Here is a 16831-nt window from a genome sequence, read left to right on the forward strand (position 1 = left end):
GGCACGTCGGAATCGTTCGGCGGGCGAAAGCAGCTCGATACCCGCTCCGGCCTCTGTCGGCCTTCGGACCTTGTGCAGGATGTTTCCGTCCCAATCGGCGATGACCACGGCCAGCTTGGTGCCGCCGATATCATGGCCCAGGAGGTACGGGGCGTTCCGATCGGGCTGGGGCATAATCGCGGGTCGGAGCGTTAATCCTGACTGGAGCATAGTCGCGGGTCGGCACATGAATCCCGAGGCTTCGCGGGCGCCTTCCGGCTTTCAGGAAAGCATGCAGTTATTATAGCCCGCGAACGGCTTGTGTCAACTGCTTTCAACCGGGTCCCGACGCTGTTCCGGGCAGCCAAAAACTGATTGACAGCAACCGTCCGGTCCGGGCATTTTTGCAGGAATCGGAAGGCTGCTTCCCGGTCTGGGCGGCCTTGACCTGAGGCGCACGGATCCGCGGCCGGTCCACGGCCCGCTGGAGGAATGGGAGGAGGACGGCAAATGTTGGATACCAAGATTCTGTGGATGTGGCTGCATGTACTGGGCGTCGTGCTGTGGGCGGGCGGTTTCTTCTACGTCCTGGTCGCGCTCACCCCGGCGCTCCGGTCGGGCAGGGCGTCGGAGGAGCGCGTGGAGATCATGCGCAGGACCGGCGCCATATTCCGGCGGGTATCCTGGACGGCGATCGTCATCCTGGTCGTGAGCGGTTCGTTCAGTCTGTATAACCGGATCATGGATGGGGTGGCCGCCCGGGCGATGTCGTCCCAGCCCGAGCTGTACCCGCTGCTTCCGCCGGGCTACGAAGCCCTGATGACCGTCAAGCTGCTGATCGTGATCGCGTTGATCGTGCACCATGCGGTCCGGCTCCTGGAACCCCGGGTCCTCGAAGACGGCAGCATCGGGTTCAAGTCCAGGGCTTCGGGCATCGTGGGCGCCGTGCTCTTTGCGGCGGCGGTGCTGCTGGGCCTGATCCTGCTGACCATGAACGTCTCTGTCTGATTCGGTTCCATGAAGGATTTCATCGCCCTGACCAAGCCCGGCCTGGTCATCATGCTGGTGCTGACCACCTGCGTCGGGTTCTACCTGGGGTCCGACGGGCCGGTGGACTGGCTGCGCCTGCTGCACACGCTGGCCGGAACCGCCCTGGCGGCCGGGGGCACGCTCGCCCTGAACCAGTTCATGGAGCGAGACCGGGACGCCATGATGCGGCGGACCCGGAAGCGTCCGCTCCCCGCCGGGAAGCTGCGGCCCGCGCAGGCCCTCGGGTTCGGCGTGGCCATCACGGTGGCGGGCCTGTTGTACCTAGCGCTTGTGGTCAACGTCCTGAGCTGCGCGGTCACCGCGTTGATCACCGCCACCTACCTGTTTCTCTATACGCCGCTCAAGCACCGGACCACGCTGTCGACCGTGTTCGGCGCGGTCCCGGGCGCGTTGCCGCCGGTGACGGGATGGGCGGCTGCCCGAAACGAACTGGGGCTGGAGGCCGGCGTCCTGTTCGCCATCCTCTTTCTCTGGCAGATGCCCCACGCCCTGGCGCTGGCCTGGCTCTTCCGCGAAGACTACGCCCGCGCCGGTTTTCAGTTGCTGCCCGCCGTCGATCCCGACGGCCGGTTCACGAGCGTGCAGATCCTGATCAACTGCCTGGCCCTGACCGCCTTCAGCCTGGTCCCGACCATACTGGGCATCTCGGGGATCATCTATTTCTACGCGGCCTTCGCGGCCGGACTGGGCCTGCTCGCTTTCGCCATCCACCTGACCGTGACCCGGACGCAGGCTTCGGCCAGGAACCTGTTTTTTGCGTCGCTGGTGTTCCTGCTGGTCCAGTTCTCCGTGATGGCCTATGACAAGGTGTGAGTACGTGTCGGTATCGCTACGGATGGATGGTTGCGATGTTTGCCGGTATGGTTTTCGACGAGCGGATGCGACGCGATCCAGATCAGGAAATACTTCTGAGGAGTACACGCTGAAATGCTGGAAATTTCCGACCTGCCCCTGATGAATGCCTGCCTGAACACGACCAGCGCGGCTTTCCTGGTCGCGGGCTACGTCAATATCAGGAAGCGCAATGTCGCCGCGCACAGGACGTGCATGCTGGGCGCGGTGGCGGCGTCCGTTCTGTTCCTCACAACTTATCTGATCTACCACTTCAACCACGGAAGCACGCCCTTCACCGGCGAGGGATGGACACGTTACGTCTATTTTACCATATTGATAAGCCACACGATTCTGGCCACGGCCATCGTGCCCATGGTCGTGCTGACGCTGCGCCACGCGCTGAAGGGACGTTTCGAGCGCCACGCGCTGCTGGCCAGGTGGACCCTTCCGATCTGGCTGTACGTGTCCGTTACCGGCGTGCTGGTGTACCTGATGCTCTACCACTGGCCCGTATAGACATGCTCTACCACTGGCCGGGATAGGCGACTGGCATGGCCGTAACCGTTCGCAGCCTGACACTGGCCGCGCTCATGATCGCGCTCATGACGCTGGCGACCCTGATCGTCCGGATCCCCAATCCGGCTACCCAGGGATACATCAATCTCGGCGACGCGATGCTGTTCACCATCGCCCTCGTCTTCGGCTGGCGTATCGGCGGAATCGCGGGCGGCGTGGGTTCCGCCCTGGCCGACGCGCTGGGCGGCTATTTCCTCTGGGCGCCCTGGACGCTCGTCATCAAGGGCTTGGAAGGGATCCTGGTCGGAACGATCGCGGCCTGGGGAGCCCGGGACGGTCGGGATGCCCGGGGCGGTCGCCATCCGCGCCGGATCGCGGCCTTCGTCGCTGTGTTCGTTGGCGGCGCATGGATGGTATCAGGGTACTACGTGGCCGGATCGGTGTTGTTCGGAGGAGTAGCCGCACTGACGGAGATACCGGGTAACCTGACGCAGGCCGGTGTGGCGGTGGTGGTGGCTTTGCCCCTGTCGGTCATATTGAGAAACGCCCTGCAACGGAGTGATTATGGACCTCACGCATCTCGATGAAAAGGGACGCGTCCGCATGGTGGACGTGACGGAGAAATCGGTTACGGAAAGGCGGGCGGTGGCCTACGGTGAAGTGAGGGCGGCTACGGAGACGATCCGGAAGATCTCCGCCGACGAGATGGGCAAAGGGGATGTACTGACCACGGCGAAGATCGCGGGCATCTCGGCGGCCAAGAAGACGGGCGACCTCATCCCCATGTGCCATCCCATCCCGCTGACCCACGTGGAAATCGACATTACCCTGAACGAAGACCAGGGCAGGATCGGCCTCCTGGCCACGGCCGTCGCGTCCGGCAAGACCGGCGTGGAAATGGAGGCCCTGACGGCCGTCTCCGTAGCCGCCCTGACCATCTACGACATGTGCAAGGCCGTGGACCGGACCATGGAGATCGCATCCGTCCTGCTGGCGGAGAAGGAGGGCGGCAAGTCGGGCACGTTCAAGCGGCCCGGGTGGGAGGGTCCGGGGTAGTCCGGACTCATCTTCCCCTGATCGTTTCGATGTAGTCGTCCGTGTTCTCCCTACTTCGCAAAATGCCGCAGATGCGTTCAACGGGATGACGGTCCTTCGCTGCCTTGCGAACGAGCAGGCCCTCTTTCGTCGGTATAATCTCGACCTCGATGCCTTGATGCAATCCATAGCGGTCTCTCAACCGCTTCGGGATCGTAATCTGCCCCCGCTTGGAAATCCTCATACAGCCTCCTGGGTGTGTTGCAGAATCTGCCTTTCACATTAGTCGGTGTCTTGCCGGGATTTCTCGTACTTCACTTCACCGTCCCCATGTCAGCCGAAACTGACATGCGGGTCTTTTTTCTTGACGGCAATCGATTGGGCCATATATTGTAGTGCGACATTAGGAATAATTATGCTTATAAATTCATATTTATTCGGATAAACACGTGAACGCCAAGCACCAGCGCCAGGGCACCCTACGATCACTCATCGAGCGGGGGCACTTCCATACGCACAAGGAGGTGATCGCGGCCCTGCACACGGAAGGGATCGACATCAACCAGGGCACGCTGTCCAAGGATTTCAAAGAACTGCACGTGATCAAGACGCGTCTGGCGGACGGACAGTACAAGTACGTATTGCCGCGTTACTACTCGGTGGAGACTCAGGACGAACTGGTCGAACGGGAGATCCGGGATTTCGTCGTCGGCGCGGAAGACGCCATGAACCAGGTCGTCCTGCAGACCACCGCCGGTCACGCGTCCGGGGTGTGCGAGGCGATCGACCAGGCGGAATGGCCGGAGATCGTAGGCAGCGTGGCGGGCGAGAACACGATTCTCTTGGTCACGAAATCGACCGCCCAGGCCAGCAAAACGCTGAAGCGCATCCGGGCCATCATGAAGCAGAAGAGGTAAGACACATGATCAGACTGGGCATCATAGGCGCGACGGGGTACACGGGCATGGAACTGTACCGCCTGGCGTCGCGTCATCCGGACATCGAGATCGCGTTCGCCACTTCGGAACAGTACACCGGCCAGCACCTCGGCGAGATCTTCCCCCGGGTGGACCCGGACCGGGACATTACGCTGAGATCCCTGGACGACATTTCGGAAGAACCCGCTGACGTGGTCTGTTTCTGCACGCCGGACGGGGTGGCCATGGACCGGGTCGGCGCCTTTCTCGACCGGGGCGTGCGCGTCGTGGACGTCAGTTCCGATTTCCGGTTCGACGATCCGGAGGTGTATACGTCCTGGTACAGCCGGCCGCATACGGCACCGTCGCTCCTGGATTCCGCGGTGTACGGGATTCCCGAATTGAACCGGGATCGCATACGGACGGCCGATCTCGTGGGCAATCCCGGCTGCTATCCCACCGGCGTGATCCTCGGCCTGGCCCCGCTGCTCGAAGAGGATGCGATAGACGCCGGGCAGATCATCGTGGACGCCAAGTCGGGCGTCAGTGGCGCCGGCCGGGGCCTGAAGCTGCGGAATCTCTACGTGGAGGTGAACGACAGCATCACGCCGTACAACATCGGCCATTCGCACCGCCACGTGGGGGAAATCGAGCAGGAACTGTCCAGGTTCTCCGATGGGTGGCCCTATGTGGTCTTTTCGCCCCATCTGACGCCCATGAACCGGGGCATCCTGGCGACGACCTACGTACACGTGAAGAACGGCGCGACCAACGGAGACCTGGCGGCCCTGTACGCGCAGCGCTACGAAGGGGAGCCTTTCATCCGGCTGTCGCAGTCCGGCTATCCCGAGACGCGCTTCGTGACCTGGACGAACTACTGCGACCTGCGGATCGACCGGGTGGACGGATCGGACCTGGCCATCGTCACGTCCGCCATCGACAACCTGGTCAAGGGCGCCGCCGGCCAGGCGCTGCAGAACGTGAACGCCATGTGCGGCCTGGACGAAACGACGGGGCTGATTTAGGGAAAGCGCGGCACGAGACTTACACGACGCGGCACGACGTGGCACGACACAATGCGACGGCACGATCGATTGGGATCATCATGGCACGAAACATCGTGGTAAAACTGGGCGGCGCGACGATCGAGCAGGACGGCGTGATCGAGGAGTTGGCCGCCGACCTTCGGGACCTGCCGGACGTTTTCCCGATCATCGTCCACGGCGGCGGTGCGGAGATCGGCCGGTACCTGGAGTTGCTCGGCAAGGAGTTCACCTTCGTGAACGGCCTCCGGGTCACGGACGGCGACATGGTCGAAATCGTGGAGATGGTCCTGTCGGGCAAGGTCAACAAGGAACTGGTCTCGCGCTTCCAGCACAGCGGCGTGAACGCTCTCGGCGTAAGCGGGAAGGACATGGGCCTGCTGCGGGCGGAGAAGTACCGGGAGGACGGCGTGGACATCGGTTTCGTGGGAGAGATCGTCGAGGTGAATACCGCCCTCTTCGATCTCTGCGCGTCGAACCACGTCACGCCCGTGGTCTCCCCCATTTCGGGGGGCGTCAACGGGGAGACCTACAATGTCAACGCAGACCACGCCGCGCTGGACATCGCCCGGGCCGTGGCCTGCGACGACATCGTGTTCATATCGGACGTGGCCGGCATCCACCGGTCCGACGGCCGGCCCGTTCGCAAGTTGACCCCCGAACTGGCCGATGAACTGATCGAAGCGGGAGAAATCACGGGCGGGATGATTCCCAAGGTCCGCTCCGCCCTCGAGTGCCTGTCCTATGGTGTCCGCCGTGCCCGCATCATCGCGTGGCGGGGGGCCGGAACGCTGCGGAAGGAACTGGCATCGGATGAAAGTGTCTTTGGAACGGTAGTGACCACTGGATGAACCACCGGAAGAAAGGAAAAAGCATGACTACCGAAGAGATCATCGGCCTGGAGGAACAGTACATCGCGCCGACCTACGTACGTCCGCCCGTCGTGTTCGACCGGGGCAGCGGAGCCTACGTCTACGACCTCGAAGGCAGGAGGTATCTCGATTTCCTCGGCGGTATCGCGGTGAATTCCCTGGGCCACGGGGTACCGGAGATCATCGGCGCCGTGGCGCAGCAGGCCGCGAAGCTGATGCACATCTCCAACCTGTACCACACGGAACCCCACGTGAAGCTCGCGAAGCTGCTGGTGGAAAACGCCTTCCCGGCCAGGGTGTTCTTCTGCAACAGCGGATCGGAGTCCATTGAGGCGGCCCTCAAGTTCACCCGCCGGTGGGCGTCCGAAGCGGGCGGCGAAGCCAAGCACGAGATCGTGACCTTCGAGAACGCGTTTCACGGCCGGACTTACGGCGCCGTCAGCGCCACGGCCCAGCCCAAGTACCACGAGGGGTTCAAGCCCATGCTCCCGGGGATGGTCTACCTGCCCCTGAACGAGATCGAGCCCCTCGAAGAAGCGATATCGGCGGAACGGACCGCGGCCGTGATGGTGGAGCCCGTCCAGGGAGAGGGCGGCGTAAACCCGGCGCACGTGGAGTTCCTGCAACATCTGCGCAGGTTGTGCGACGAACGCAGGGTCGCCCTGATCTTCGACGAGATCCAGTGCGGCCTGTGTCGCACGGGCAAGCTCTTCGCCTACCAGCACCACGGCATCGAGCCGGACGTGATGACCCTGGCCAAGCCGCTGGCCGGCGGCTTGCCCATCGGCGCCGTCATGATGAAATCCCACATCGCCGAAGTGCTCAAGCCGGGCATGCACGGCTCCACCTTCGGGGCGAACCCGGTGGCCTGTCACGTAGCCCATGCCGTCGTCAGCAAGATGATCGACGAGGGTCTGGCGGACCGGGCCCTGGAAATGGGCGGCAAACTGACCGCCGGTCTGAATGAGCTCACAGGAACCAACAAGGACATCCGGGGCGCGGGCCTGTTGATCGGCGTGGAATTCGAAGACAAGGTGGGCGACGTGGTGAACGCGTGCCGGGACGGGGGCCTGATCGTGGGAACGGCCGGGGACAACGTGCTCCGCTGCGCGCCGCCCCTGGTGATCGAACAGCGGCACGTGGACGAGGCGCTCGGGATCATCGGCGGAGTGCTGGACGCGCGGTGAGCAGAATGGGAGCATCATGACCGACAGCCGGGACGAAGCACTCAAACAACTCATGGATGATTTCCACGCGTCCATCGACGCGGACCGCCGCCTGTTCCGCGTGGACATCAGGGGCAGTATTGCCTATGCGCGCGGGCTCGTGCGCATCGGCGTGCTCACCGCCGATGAGGGCCGGGTGATCGAAGCGGCACTGGGCGAGATCGAAGGCGAGATCGAAAGCGGCGCCTATACGCTGACCCGGGACCTGGAAGACATCCACATGGCCGTGGAGAAACGCCTCATCGAGAAAGTGGGTCCCGTGGGCGGAAAGCTGCACACGGGCCGGAGCCGGAACGACCAGAACGCCACGGACGAGCGACTGTATCTCCGCGAGGTGGTGGACGACGTCTCCGGGCGGATCCGGGAATGCCAGGCAGCGCTGCTGGGGCTGGCCGAGCGTACCGTGGATGTCGTCTTCCCGGGGTATACCCACCTGCAGCAGGCGCAGCCGATCCGGTTCGCCCACTACGCCCTTTCGCTCCTGTTCGGGCTCCAGCGGGACCGGGAGCGACTGGCGGATTGCCGGAAGCGGATCAACGTCATGCCCCTCGGCGCCGGGGCGATGGCGGGCAGCGCCTTCCCGATCGACCGCGCGTTCCTGGCCGATGAACTGGGTTTCGACGGCATCTCGCCCAACAGCATCGACGCGGTGAGCGACCGAGATTTCAACGTCGAGTTCCTCGCCGCATGCACGACACTGATGATCCGCATCAGCCGGGCCTGCGAGGACCTGGTCATCTGGTCGTCCACGGAATTCGGGTACGTCACGCAGCATCCCCGGCTGGCCACGGGCAGCAGCATCATGCCGCAGAAGAAGAACCCGGACGCCGCCGAACTGCTGCGGGGCAAGACCGGACGCGTCGTGGGCAGCCTGGTCTCCCTCGTTACCATGCTCAAGGGCCTGCCCCACACGTACAACAAGGACATGCAGGATGAAAAGGAACCCCTTTTCGATGCGATCGACACGGTGACCGTCGCGCTGACGGTCTTCACGGCGATCTGGGAGACGCTGGAGGTTAGCGGCGATCGGGTTGAAGAAAACATGGACGACGCCATGCTGGCCACGGACCTGGCGGACTACCTGACCCGGTGCGGCGTGCCGTTCAGGGAAGGACACGGCATTGTGGCCGCCCTCGTGGACGAGGCCATGAACCGAGGCTGCAGCCTGCGGGACCTGCCGATCGAGCTGTATCAGCATTATTCGGAACATTTCGACGAAGCCGTGATCGCCGGGCTCAGGTTCGACGACAGCGCCGACAAGCGCGATCTGCCCGGTGGGACCGGTAAGGACTCCGTGCTGCGCCAGCTGGAACAGGCCCGCGAGATCATCGCGCAGGGATCATAAGATGTGGTTGAGTTCGGCAAGCCAGGACACGGGTATCAAGAGTGCAGGTAGTCATGGAGCAGAACGGCCATGAACAAAGCTGACACGTCTTTGACGCCGGCCTCGAACGGAAGCGACATCGTCATCCGTCCGGCCGTGATCGGGGACGTCCCCGAGATCATGGAGATTCTCCAACCCTATATCGAGGAGGACATCCTCCTTCCGGTGTCGGTCTACCGCCTGTTCGAGCACATCCGTTATTTCGTCGTGGGCGAGCGGGACGGCCAGGTGATAGGCTGCGGTTCCCTCGTGATCGTGTGGCACGACCTGGCCGAGGTGCGGTCCCTGGCCGTCCGGAGAGGATGCCAGGGCGGCGGCGTCGGCGGGCGCATCGTCGACGAACTGATCGCGGAAGCGGAGGAACTGGGCGTCGCCCGGGTCTTCGCCCTGACCTACGAGACCAGCTTCTTCGGCCGCCACGGGTTCGAGGTGGTCGATCGCGAGACCCTGCCGCACAAGGTATGGAAGGACTGTACCTCCTGCGCCCGTTTCACCCACTGCGACGAGATCGCGGTAGCCCGGACGCTGATCCCCGAAGACCAGCGGAAACCGGAACCCGCCCTGCCGGACATGCAGCAGGACCCCACGCTGATCATGCCTTCTCCCGCTCCTCAGTAACTAATCTTCCGCTCCCCGGCGACTCGCCTTTGACTGGCTGAAAAAGCGTGCCTGGACGATCTCCTCTATCGAACCACGTGACGGAAGCAGCGAACCAGCTCGGATGGTGGCTGCGGCTTCCCCCGACCAACCTGATAGATCGCGGCGATCACGTCCGTTTCCGCCACGCCCTCTACTTGATGATCCACCAGACCGCCACCGTACTCTACGGGATGAACGGCCTGCCGGAGATCATGTATTATCCGTCGCGGCTCGAAGGCGCGCGAAACCGGCTGAACGGGTTGTCACGGGCGCTGGAAAACGCAGGCGATGCCCTGTGGACGCTGGCGACCGAACGGGTACCTGAAAAGGCGTGGGCAGCCGCGTCCCGGCTGATGCGGGATACCCTGGCGTTGCTGCACGAATCCGGTGGCGATCATGGCACGTTGGACCAGGATATCGAGGAAGGGTCCTTCAAGCCGGATCAATCCCGGGATCCTGGTGAGCTGTACGCCTTGGCCGCCGAAATCGTGGAGAGGATCCGGCTGCTCGAGGGAACGAGCGCCGTGGCGCTGGGTGGATCCCTGGGAAGAGGTTACGCCGACCGCCAGTCGGACATCGACCTGCTCGTGTTCGGGCCGGGCATTCCCCGGGAGGCCGATCGCCGCCGGTTGATCTCGGCGTGGCCGGACATGCGGCACGGTCCCCTGATTGAGCCGGCCTGCGACAGCGTGGTGCTTGACGGGGCGATGGTCCACATCCGTTACTGGACCCGGCAGACCGTGGAAGATATGCTGAAGGCGTTTCCCAGGCCGCCCGAGCAGCGGATTCTCGCCGAAGAGTTGCAGTGCTGCCATGCGCTGGTCGATCCGGATGGTCGGCTGAGTGTGTGGCAGAATGTATTGGAAAAGTTACCCGCTGAATTGGTTAAAGCGGTGATCGGTGAAGCACAGGATCGGCTGCCCCTGTTTCGGAACCAGTGGCGAACGGCACAGGGCGCTGACGACCGGGGCCACCTTTACTGTCTGGCCAACCAGGCCGTGAACGATTTACTGATCGCGCTGTACATAAGGAATGGACGGTTTCTGAGTACGCCTCGGTGGGTCCACAAAGATATCGGAGTGTGTGCTACCTTGCCAGCGGACCTGGGGGCGAATCTCTCTCGGCTCGTAGATGGGATCATCGACAGGGAAGATATGGTGGCCAGATGGACGGTACTGGAGGATCTGTGGGACAGGTCTGAATCTCTGCACACCACATTGGAGTGATGTCTCATCCATCTTTAGCTGCGAGATAAATCTGCAGATTGCGACTATTGACAATGACTGTTCTAATTGACATTTTTAACACAATCAATATGTTGTGTAATGATACCTGCTTTCGACAGTTCCGGAAACCTTCCTCCAGGTGTTTACTGGTCTGCCTGGGAAGAGGTGTCGACCAGATTTGGGACAAATCCATGGAGACGGTTAATTCTTTCCGGTCTTCGAGAAGCACTGTCGAATCTTAAACTTGCTGGTTGTCAAAAGGTCTATCTAGACGGTAGCTTTGTTTCCAGCAAGAACATGCCGAATGACTTCGATGCATGTTGGGATGAAAACGGAGTAAATCCGACTGTTCTTGACCCAATTCTGTTAACTTTTGATTCCGGCAGGGCTACCCAGAAAGCAAGGTACATGGGGGAGTTGTTTCCTGCCTCTGTTTCAGCAAATAACGACGGACTGTCATTCTATGAATTCTTCCAGACAGACAAACACACTGGAAACAAAAAAGGGATAATCGCGCTGGATTTGGGAGATCTCAAATGATTAAGAACGAGAGACAATATCTAATCACCAAAGCACAGTTATCGCGATTCGTGCGTACCTTGGAAGGCCTGAGCGAAGAGGTGGGGGTACATCCGCTGATCCTGAAGGCGCAGAAAGATGCGGTGCGTAGCCAGCTTTGCGATTTGGAAGCAGACTTACGCGAATATGAATCATTGAAGGCAGGCAGATTCAAGTTGGAACAGCTTAAGACCGTCAGAGAAATACCGACCATACTGATCAAAGCGAGAATCGCTCAGGGCCTAAGCCAGAAAGACCTGGCGAAGCGGCTCGGTTTGAAAGAGCAACAGATACAGCGATACGAAGCGACTGACTATGCTTCCGCCAGGCTTACAAGAATACGCGAGATCGCTGAAGCCTTAGATATTGAATACTAACCCAAACGAATTCGATCGAGTTGAACGTAACATTGGAATCAAGTGATTTGCACAGTACCACTAACAACGACTAATTCAAATGGATTGTTTAGCATAAGGAATTGTAGCGATGGGACACACTGACCATGAAACAGACCAAACAGGTTGTGATGTCATGGAGGAGTTTCGAACCTTTCTTATTGAATTAGCAAACAACCTTACTTCTCATCTTGACATTCCTGAAGGTGTACCCAGTCAGTGGTGGTCTAGAGTCGATGAAGGCTCTCTTTTTCTTAACTCGAAAGAATATCAACAGTATAACCATATTCTACGAAAGTTGATGGAATCCGGTAGATGTGAATACCTATACAGTGCCCAACTGTCAACGTCCGCCAGGTTTGGGCGCGCATGGCCTCGCAACTAATCGCGAAATCTGAAGCAGCAAATAGCTGGGGAGGACGTACCATTTGGATAGTTCAGGATTTGTTGGCTGATTACATTCGTACACAAACTGCTTTGCCACTAGATGATCTACACTCCCCAGATTGGATTCCGGATGAAGTAAATATGGTTGTGGCGAATTTGAGTGGACCTGTTGCGCTGTATGCCGGACCTATCAGGCCACGAGGTAAAGATCAGGCATGCTGGATGGAAATACTAGGAGCCGCTCATTTACCGTCTAAAGAAGCAATCACAAGTAAACTACGAGAAAGGAATAACCTCACTTCCACACGTGTATCATTGGAATAGAAGTCCCTAGTCGCTAGAGAATCCCGGTTTGAGATATTTAAGACAAAGCAGTCGTGATACACTAACTGTGCGAGAGCGTAGTGAGTTGATGGGCCGTATTCGATCCGTGAATACGAAGCCCGAGATGCGCGTACGGCGGCTGGTGCACGGTATGGGATACCGTTACCGTTTACACGCAAAGGATCTTCCGGGTCGACCGGATCTTGTATTCCGTCCACGACGCAAGGTCATCTTTGTTCACGGTTGTTTCTGGCATCGTCATAGAGGATGCTCAAATAACCGAATGCCGAAATCACCTGAACGGCTATTTTATTGGCGTAAAAAGTTGGATGGCAATGCTCAACGCGATAGGGAACATTATTCTGCTTTGCGGAGCATGGGGTGGCAGGTACTCGTGATCTGGGAATGCGAGACAAAGGAACCAGAATCCGTCAAAGAGAAAGTTAGAGCATTCCTAAAATATAACGAGGAATAACGGCATCAGATTTCGCTAACTCCTGACTTCGCTTTAAGGTACATCTTCGACGGTTAAACGAACTCATCATTGGCAACCTAGCTAAGAACCGGGTAGGTAGTAGTTCGAAGTCATAGCTTTACATCCCTAAATCCTCAATTCAAACCCATCCTCGGTCTGCCTCAAGCTCTCTGCTACCAGATCGTCGGATATCCGGACGACTACGCCGGAACCCGAATCGCCGATCGGCTCGAAGGATACGCCGAGGTTTCTGTCCCTGCCCCCGGCCTGCGCGACGTCGACCACGAGCCTGTTGCGATCGGATGAAAACGTATCGAGCAGGCCTTCCGGAACGTCTACGTCATCCACGACGACGGTCAAACCCTCCGCATCCCACGATTCAATTACCCCGTCGAACCGGTTCAACGTCCATACGACCGGTTCATTCTCCTTCGTATTGAGTGAAACGATCCGTTCGTCCTCCATCACGACGCCGAGTCGCTCGCCGGCAACAAGCAGATGGGTGAGATCTTCCCTCGGTCCGCCGCATCCCATAGCGATCAGCAGGGCAGCCAGAACGAAGTATCGCATGTTTATGTGGTACATGGTCGTCTCCCGGATGCAGCGCGCCGGTTGTGCTTCGCCGCCTGAATTCGCGTACATCACGCGTGGATCCCGCCTCGATCACGCCTCCTCAATAAACCGTTCCACGTCCACGAGGACCCCGTCCCGGCGTGCCGAATCCCATCCGGCCAGGATAGGTGCGAGCGATCTGAGCCCGTCGTGGTAATCGCTCTGAAGCAGATTCGGATCGTTCGACCGGACCGCCTCGACGAAGGCCTGGTCCTGGGCCAGCCATGGGTCGAAGGGATCGGCCTCGTAGACGACCTCGTCATTCACCTCTATCCGTTCATAACCGAAAACCCCCAGCCTCCCGCCGTCGAAGTAGATCTTGAAATAGGGCTCTTCGCCCGGGCCGGTCGGATCGGATTCGATGAAGGTCAGCGTCGCCGTGGCGCCTTCCGACAATTGGTAATGGAAGGACGAGGAAAGAGGGGTGTGGTATTCCTCCGGATGGTACAGGAATGCCTGGGCCTTGAGGACGTCCTGCCCCGTCATGAACCGGGTGTAGTCCGTGGCGTGCACGCCCCAGTCGAAGAAGCGGACGCCGCCTTTCTCCACCTGGTGCGACCATGCGGTGGGGGCAACAGCGGCCGGTTTTGGGTTATGCGAGATCTGCTGGAAACGGACATGCACTACGCGCTTGTCCCGGAGCAGCCGCCGGGCTTCCTGGAAGATCGGCCGGTACCGTTCCCGAAAGCCTACCGTGCTGATGACGCCGCCCTTCCGCACCGCCGCGTCGATCCGCTTCGCCAGGGCCATGTCCATGGCCTGGGGCTTCTCGCTGAAAAGCTGGATGCCGCGTTCGGCCGCAGCGATCTCCACGTCGGTGCGGGCGAAGGCCGGCACGATAGACCAGAGGGCGTCGAGGTCTTCGGCTTCCAGCATCGCGTGGGCGTCCGTGTAGGTACGGGCAACCCCGAACTGCGCAGCCGCTTCACGTAGCGCGTCTTCATTGATATCGCACAGCGCCGCAATCTCGACGCCGTCGATCCGGCACAGGTTGGGCAGGTGGGTGGCCTGTGCGAACCGGCCGGTTCCGTAGACGGCCACGCGTACGGGTCTTCCGGGCATGGGGGTCTCCTGTTTCCCGCTGGCGTGACGCGGCCAGCGCGGTTTGCGACTATTTCGTAATCTGATCTCTAATGGGCGCCGGATCTATATCGCCGGCATTTCCACGCCAAGGCCAGCCGCGGTTTCCGTGATCGTGTTCCAGGTCTTGTCCGGGATGTAGATGCCCTCGGCAAGCCGCTGCTGCCGTACGTCCTCCTCGATTTCGCCCGGTGCGTAGACCCTGTCGAATCCCGGCAGGGGTTTCGCCGAACCCACGTAGGCGACGTGGGCTTCGATTTCCGCCTTGTAGTCGGCTGGGTCCATGAAGGCCCCGATGTCCAGTGCGGCGATCAGGATCCCTCCCCCGCCCTTGCCGCCCGTACACCCCGCGTTCGACAGGGGGCCGATAATCATCTCGATCATCATGGCCAGGCCGTGTCCCTTGTGGCCGAACTGCAGACCGCCCAGGGGCAGGACGGCCACCTGGTCCGGCTCGGCGTGATACCGGCTGCCGTCGTTCACGTAGCGGCCCTGCTGGTCGATCAACCATCCGTCCGGCATGGGCTCGCCGCGCTCTATCTTCTGCTCCACCTTGCCGCCCGCGACCACGCTGAGTGTCATGTCCAGCATGAGGGGCGGACCCTGTGCGCGGGGCACGGCGAAGGCGATGGGCTCAGGCCGCAGGCGCCGGTCAGCGCTACCGTAGGGCGCCACGAATTCGCCGCCGCCGTTGAGTCCCACCATGCCGATCATGCCCTGTTCGGCGATCCGAGGGGGGAAGTCGCCCAACCGGCCGATGTGGGAGACGTTCCGCAGCGCGATCATGCCGATCGTGGCGCTGCGCGCCTTTTCAACCGCCAGGGACAGGGCCTTTGTCACCGCTACGATGCCGTTGGCACCGTTCCCGTCGATCTGCGCGAATCCGGGCCGGTCCGCCACCACGATATGGTCTTCCCAGGGCCTGTAATCCGACTGCAGGGACGGGACGTAGCGGGGCATGAACCACACACCGTGGGAATCGTGCCCGAGCAGGTTGCTGGTCGTCAGGTGATCGGCGAGGATGTGGGCGTCTTCCGCCGGGATGCCGGTCGCCTCGAAGATCGCGCGGCTGAGACTGTTGAGCTTGTCGAAGGGCACTACGGGCATGGATCGACTCCTGTGATTTCCGTAAGCGTGGCTGGGTGGAAATGGGTATATGGATACAGAACTTACGTTTTCAATCCTGGGATGAAAACAGTCTTATGTCGATGCATCAATGGAAAGAAAACGAATCCATATACGAGACCCCATGCTTAAAAAACAACTGATTAAGAAAGTACCATCTCTCAAAGTTGTCCATCGGTAGGGAACAACGCGGCTCAATCAGTAGTGGAGACTGATTACTAAGAGGTCATAATGGAATCGATTTTCAACGATTTAATTGAAAAGTGGCATGGTCCTGTTCCGAGTTCCACGCTTGTTCTGTTCATAGCTGCAGTAGTACCAGGGGTTATCATTGTTTTTGTGAGGTCACAGTTTGTCAAAGGGAGCAGCCTTCCGTACCCAGCAGGGTTTCTTTCCTATCTGACTGTTTCGACGGTTTACTGGATGGTTTTATTGGTATTGATTTTCCCTCTGGGGATGTTGATATTGGACTACGCACGAATACACTACTTGATTGCTCCATTTTAATGAATGTAAAGAATTTACCTTTGTTGTTATTGTCCCAATACTCGTTGGATTTGTTTCCGGGTGGGTGGCAACCAGGGGTTATGTTTACAGGATCCTGTACTTCCTGAAACTAAACCCCTTTCATCCTACTCCGACAGCATGGGAATGGTGTTTTTCTGAATCCGTTGAACAGTTCATATTGATTACATTAAAAAACAGTGTTCAGTTTGGAGGGATGCTTGATTCTGATAGTTTCGCTTCGTCAGATATAGAAAACCAGGCTATCTACATATCTGAAGTTTACGAAATTGATTACCAGAATAACTGGATTCCCCAGGGTCGTGGCGTTTCCTTTCGAGTGGGGAGATTTCTTCAGTAGAATTCATTCCGATTAAGGAAGAGGAGCAGTCAAATGTCAAAAACACCCCAACCTCCAGAAAAAGGGTACGGGCCTACTCGCCATAAACCCACGGGGATTCAGACCGAAACCTAATCCGAACAGACCTGCGAATCCGAAACCTCCCAATGTGGGTAGCGCCCTGAAACCACCCCCCAGATCCAGGTAGTCTCTAAAGCCCCCAATCCAACATTGACTGGAACTCAAACCCCGCTTCCCGGAGCGGGGTTTTTTGGTAGAAGGGAATGGTCCAGGAATGTCATACTGAGCC

Annotated in this window: 20 protein-coding genes; 16 read left to right on the top strand and 4 right to left on the bottom strand. The window is 59.6% G+C overall.

Annotated elements, in window-relative coordinates; genetic code table 11:
• Window positions 1–489: 489 nt before the first annotated feature.
• The 5 genes from OXG98_15115 (at window position 490) to moaC (ending at window position 3435) form a co-directional block, all read left to right on the top strand.
• Entirely contained in the window at window positions 490–987 is a 498-nt protein-coding gene (locus OXG98_15115; protein ID MCY3773334.1) for a hypothetical protein, read from the top strand.
• Window positions 988–996: 9 nt separating this feature from the next.
• The gene (gene cyoE / locus OXG98_15120; GenBank protein ID MCY3773335.1) at window positions 997–1842 is read left to right on the top strand and encodes a heme o synthase; all 846 of its coding nucleotides are present in this window, start codon (window positions 997–999) and stop codon (window positions 1840–1842) included.
• A gap of 114 nt (window positions 1843–1956) precedes the next feature.
• A complete protein-coding gene (locus tag OXG98_15125; GenBank protein MCY3773336.1) occupies window positions 1957–2379 on the top strand; it encodes a DUF420 domain-containing protein in 423 nt (140 codons plus the stop codon).
• 35 nt (window positions 2380–2414) lie between these two features.
• Window positions 2415–2966 carry an ECF transporter S component gene (locus tag OXG98_15130; GenBank protein MCY3773337.1) on the top strand — a complete coding sequence of 184 codons (552 nt, stop codon included), beginning with the start codon at window positions 2415–2417 and terminating at the stop codon, window positions 2964–2966.
• On the top strand, window positions 2941–3435 hold the full coding sequence (gene moaC, locus OXG98_15135; protein ID MCY3773338.1) for a cyclic pyranopterin monophosphate synthase MoaC: 495 nt from the start codon (window positions 2941–2943) through the stop codon (window positions 3433–3435). Before OXG98_15130 ends, moaC begins: the two co-directional genes overlap by 26 nt.
• Window positions 3436–3442: 7 nt before the next feature.
• Here the strand turns inward: moaC and OXG98_15140 are convergent, their stop codons facing one another.
• Window positions 3443–3658 (bottom strand): AbrB/MazE/SpoVT family DNA-binding domain-containing protein, encoded by a 216-nt coding sequence (locus tag OXG98_15140; GenBank protein MCY3773339.1) that lies wholly within the window; start codon window positions 3656–3658, stop codon window positions 3443–3445.
• Window positions 3659–3863: 205 nt separating this feature from the next.
• Between OXG98_15140 and OXG98_15145 the strand changes: the two genes are divergently transcribed.
• The 11 genes from OXG98_15145 to OXG98_15195 all read left to right on the top strand — a co-directional run bounded on the left by OXG98_15145 (window position 3864) and on the right by OXG98_15195 (window position 12860).
• A complete protein-coding gene (locus OXG98_15145; protein ID MCY3773340.1) occupies window positions 3864–4331 on the top strand; it encodes a hypothetical protein in 468 nt (155 codons plus the stop codon).
• Window positions 4332–4336: 5 nt separating this feature from the next.
• Window positions 4337–5356 carry an N-acetyl-gamma-glutamyl-phosphate reductase gene (gene argC / locus OXG98_15150; protein MCY3773341.1) on the top strand — a complete coding sequence of 340 codons (1020 nt, stop codon included), beginning with the start codon at window positions 4337–4339 and terminating at the stop codon, window positions 5354–5356.
• 80 nt (window positions 5357–5436) lie between these two features.
• Complete coding sequence (gene argB, locus OXG98_15155) at window positions 5437–6225, top strand: acetylglutamate kinase (protein ID MCY3773342.1); 789 nt, start codon at window positions 5437–5439, stop codon at window positions 6223–6225.
• Window positions 6226–6248: 23 nt separating this feature from the next.
• A complete protein-coding gene (locus tag OXG98_15160) occupies window positions 6249–7433 on the top strand; it encodes an aspartate aminotransferase family protein (protein ID MCY3773343.1) in 1185 nt (394 codons plus the stop codon).
• A gap of 16 nt (window positions 7434–7449) precedes the next feature.
• Window positions 7450–8817 (top strand): argininosuccinate lyase, encoded by a 1368-nt coding sequence (argH, locus tag OXG98_15165; protein ID MCY3773344.1) that lies wholly within the window; start codon window positions 7450–7452, stop codon window positions 8815–8817.
• A 69-nt stretch (window positions 8818–8886) separates the two neighbouring features.
• The gene (locus tag OXG98_15170) at window positions 8887–9474 is read left to right on the top strand and encodes an N-acetyltransferase (protein ID MCY3773345.1); all 588 of its coding nucleotides are present in this window, start codon (window positions 8887–8889) and stop codon (window positions 9472–9474) included.
• A gap of 77 nt (window positions 9475–9551) precedes the next feature.
• Entirely contained in the window at window positions 9552–10721 is a 1170-nt protein-coding gene (locus tag OXG98_15175; protein ID MCY3773346.1) for a nucleotidyltransferase domain-containing protein, read from the top strand.
• A 99-nt stretch (window positions 10722–10820) separates the two neighbouring features.
• Window positions 10821–11261, top strand: coding sequence for a hypothetical protein (locus OXG98_15180; GenBank protein MCY3773347.1), 441 nt, complete (start codon window positions 10821–10823; stop codon window positions 11259–11261).
• A complete protein-coding gene (locus tag OXG98_15185) occupies window positions 11258–11656 on the top strand; it encodes a helix-turn-helix transcriptional regulator (GenBank protein ID MCY3773348.1) in 399 nt (132 codons plus the stop codon). The genes OXG98_15180 and OXG98_15185 overlap by 4 nt, the downstream gene beginning before the upstream one ends.
• A gap of 387 nt (window positions 11657–12043) precedes the next feature.
• Window positions 12044–12385 (top strand): hypothetical protein, encoded by a 342-nt coding sequence (locus OXG98_15190; GenBank protein MCY3773349.1) that lies wholly within the window; start codon window positions 12044–12046, stop codon window positions 12383–12385.
• Between the two features lie 67 nt (window positions 12386–12452).
• Window positions 12453–12860, top strand: a complete 408-nt coding sequence (locus OXG98_15195; protein MCY3773350.1) for a very short patch repair endonuclease — start codon at window positions 12453–12455, stop codon at window positions 12858–12860.
• A 126-nt stretch (window positions 12861–12986) separates the two neighbouring features.
• Here the strand turns inward: OXG98_15195 and OXG98_15200 are convergent, their stop codons facing one another.
• From OXG98_15200 to OXG98_15210, 3 genes are all read right to left on the bottom strand, one after another.
• On the bottom strand, window positions 12987–13445 hold the full coding sequence (locus OXG98_15200) for a hypothetical protein (protein MCY3773351.1): 459 nt from the start codon (window positions 13443–13445) through the stop codon (window positions 12987–12989).
• Window positions 13446–13523: 78 nt separating this feature from the next.
• Window positions 13524–14534: a Gfo/Idh/MocA family oxidoreductase gene (locus OXG98_15205; GenBank protein ID MCY3773352.1), complete on the bottom strand. Its 1011-nt coding sequence runs from the start codon at window positions 14532–14534 to the stop codon at window positions 13524–13526.
• 84 nt (window positions 14535–14618) lie between these two features.
• Window positions 14619–15659 carry an Ldh family oxidoreductase gene (locus OXG98_15210; protein ID MCY3773353.1) on the bottom strand — a complete coding sequence of 347 codons (1041 nt, stop codon included), beginning with the start codon at window positions 15657–15659 and terminating at the stop codon, window positions 14619–14621.
• Window positions 15660–16831: the final 1172 nt, after the last annotated feature.

The organism is Gemmatimonadota bacterium, assembly GCA_026706345.1.
Classification (GTDB): domain Bacteria; phylum JAAXHH01; class JAAXHH01; order JAAXHH01; family JAAXHH01; genus JAAXHH01.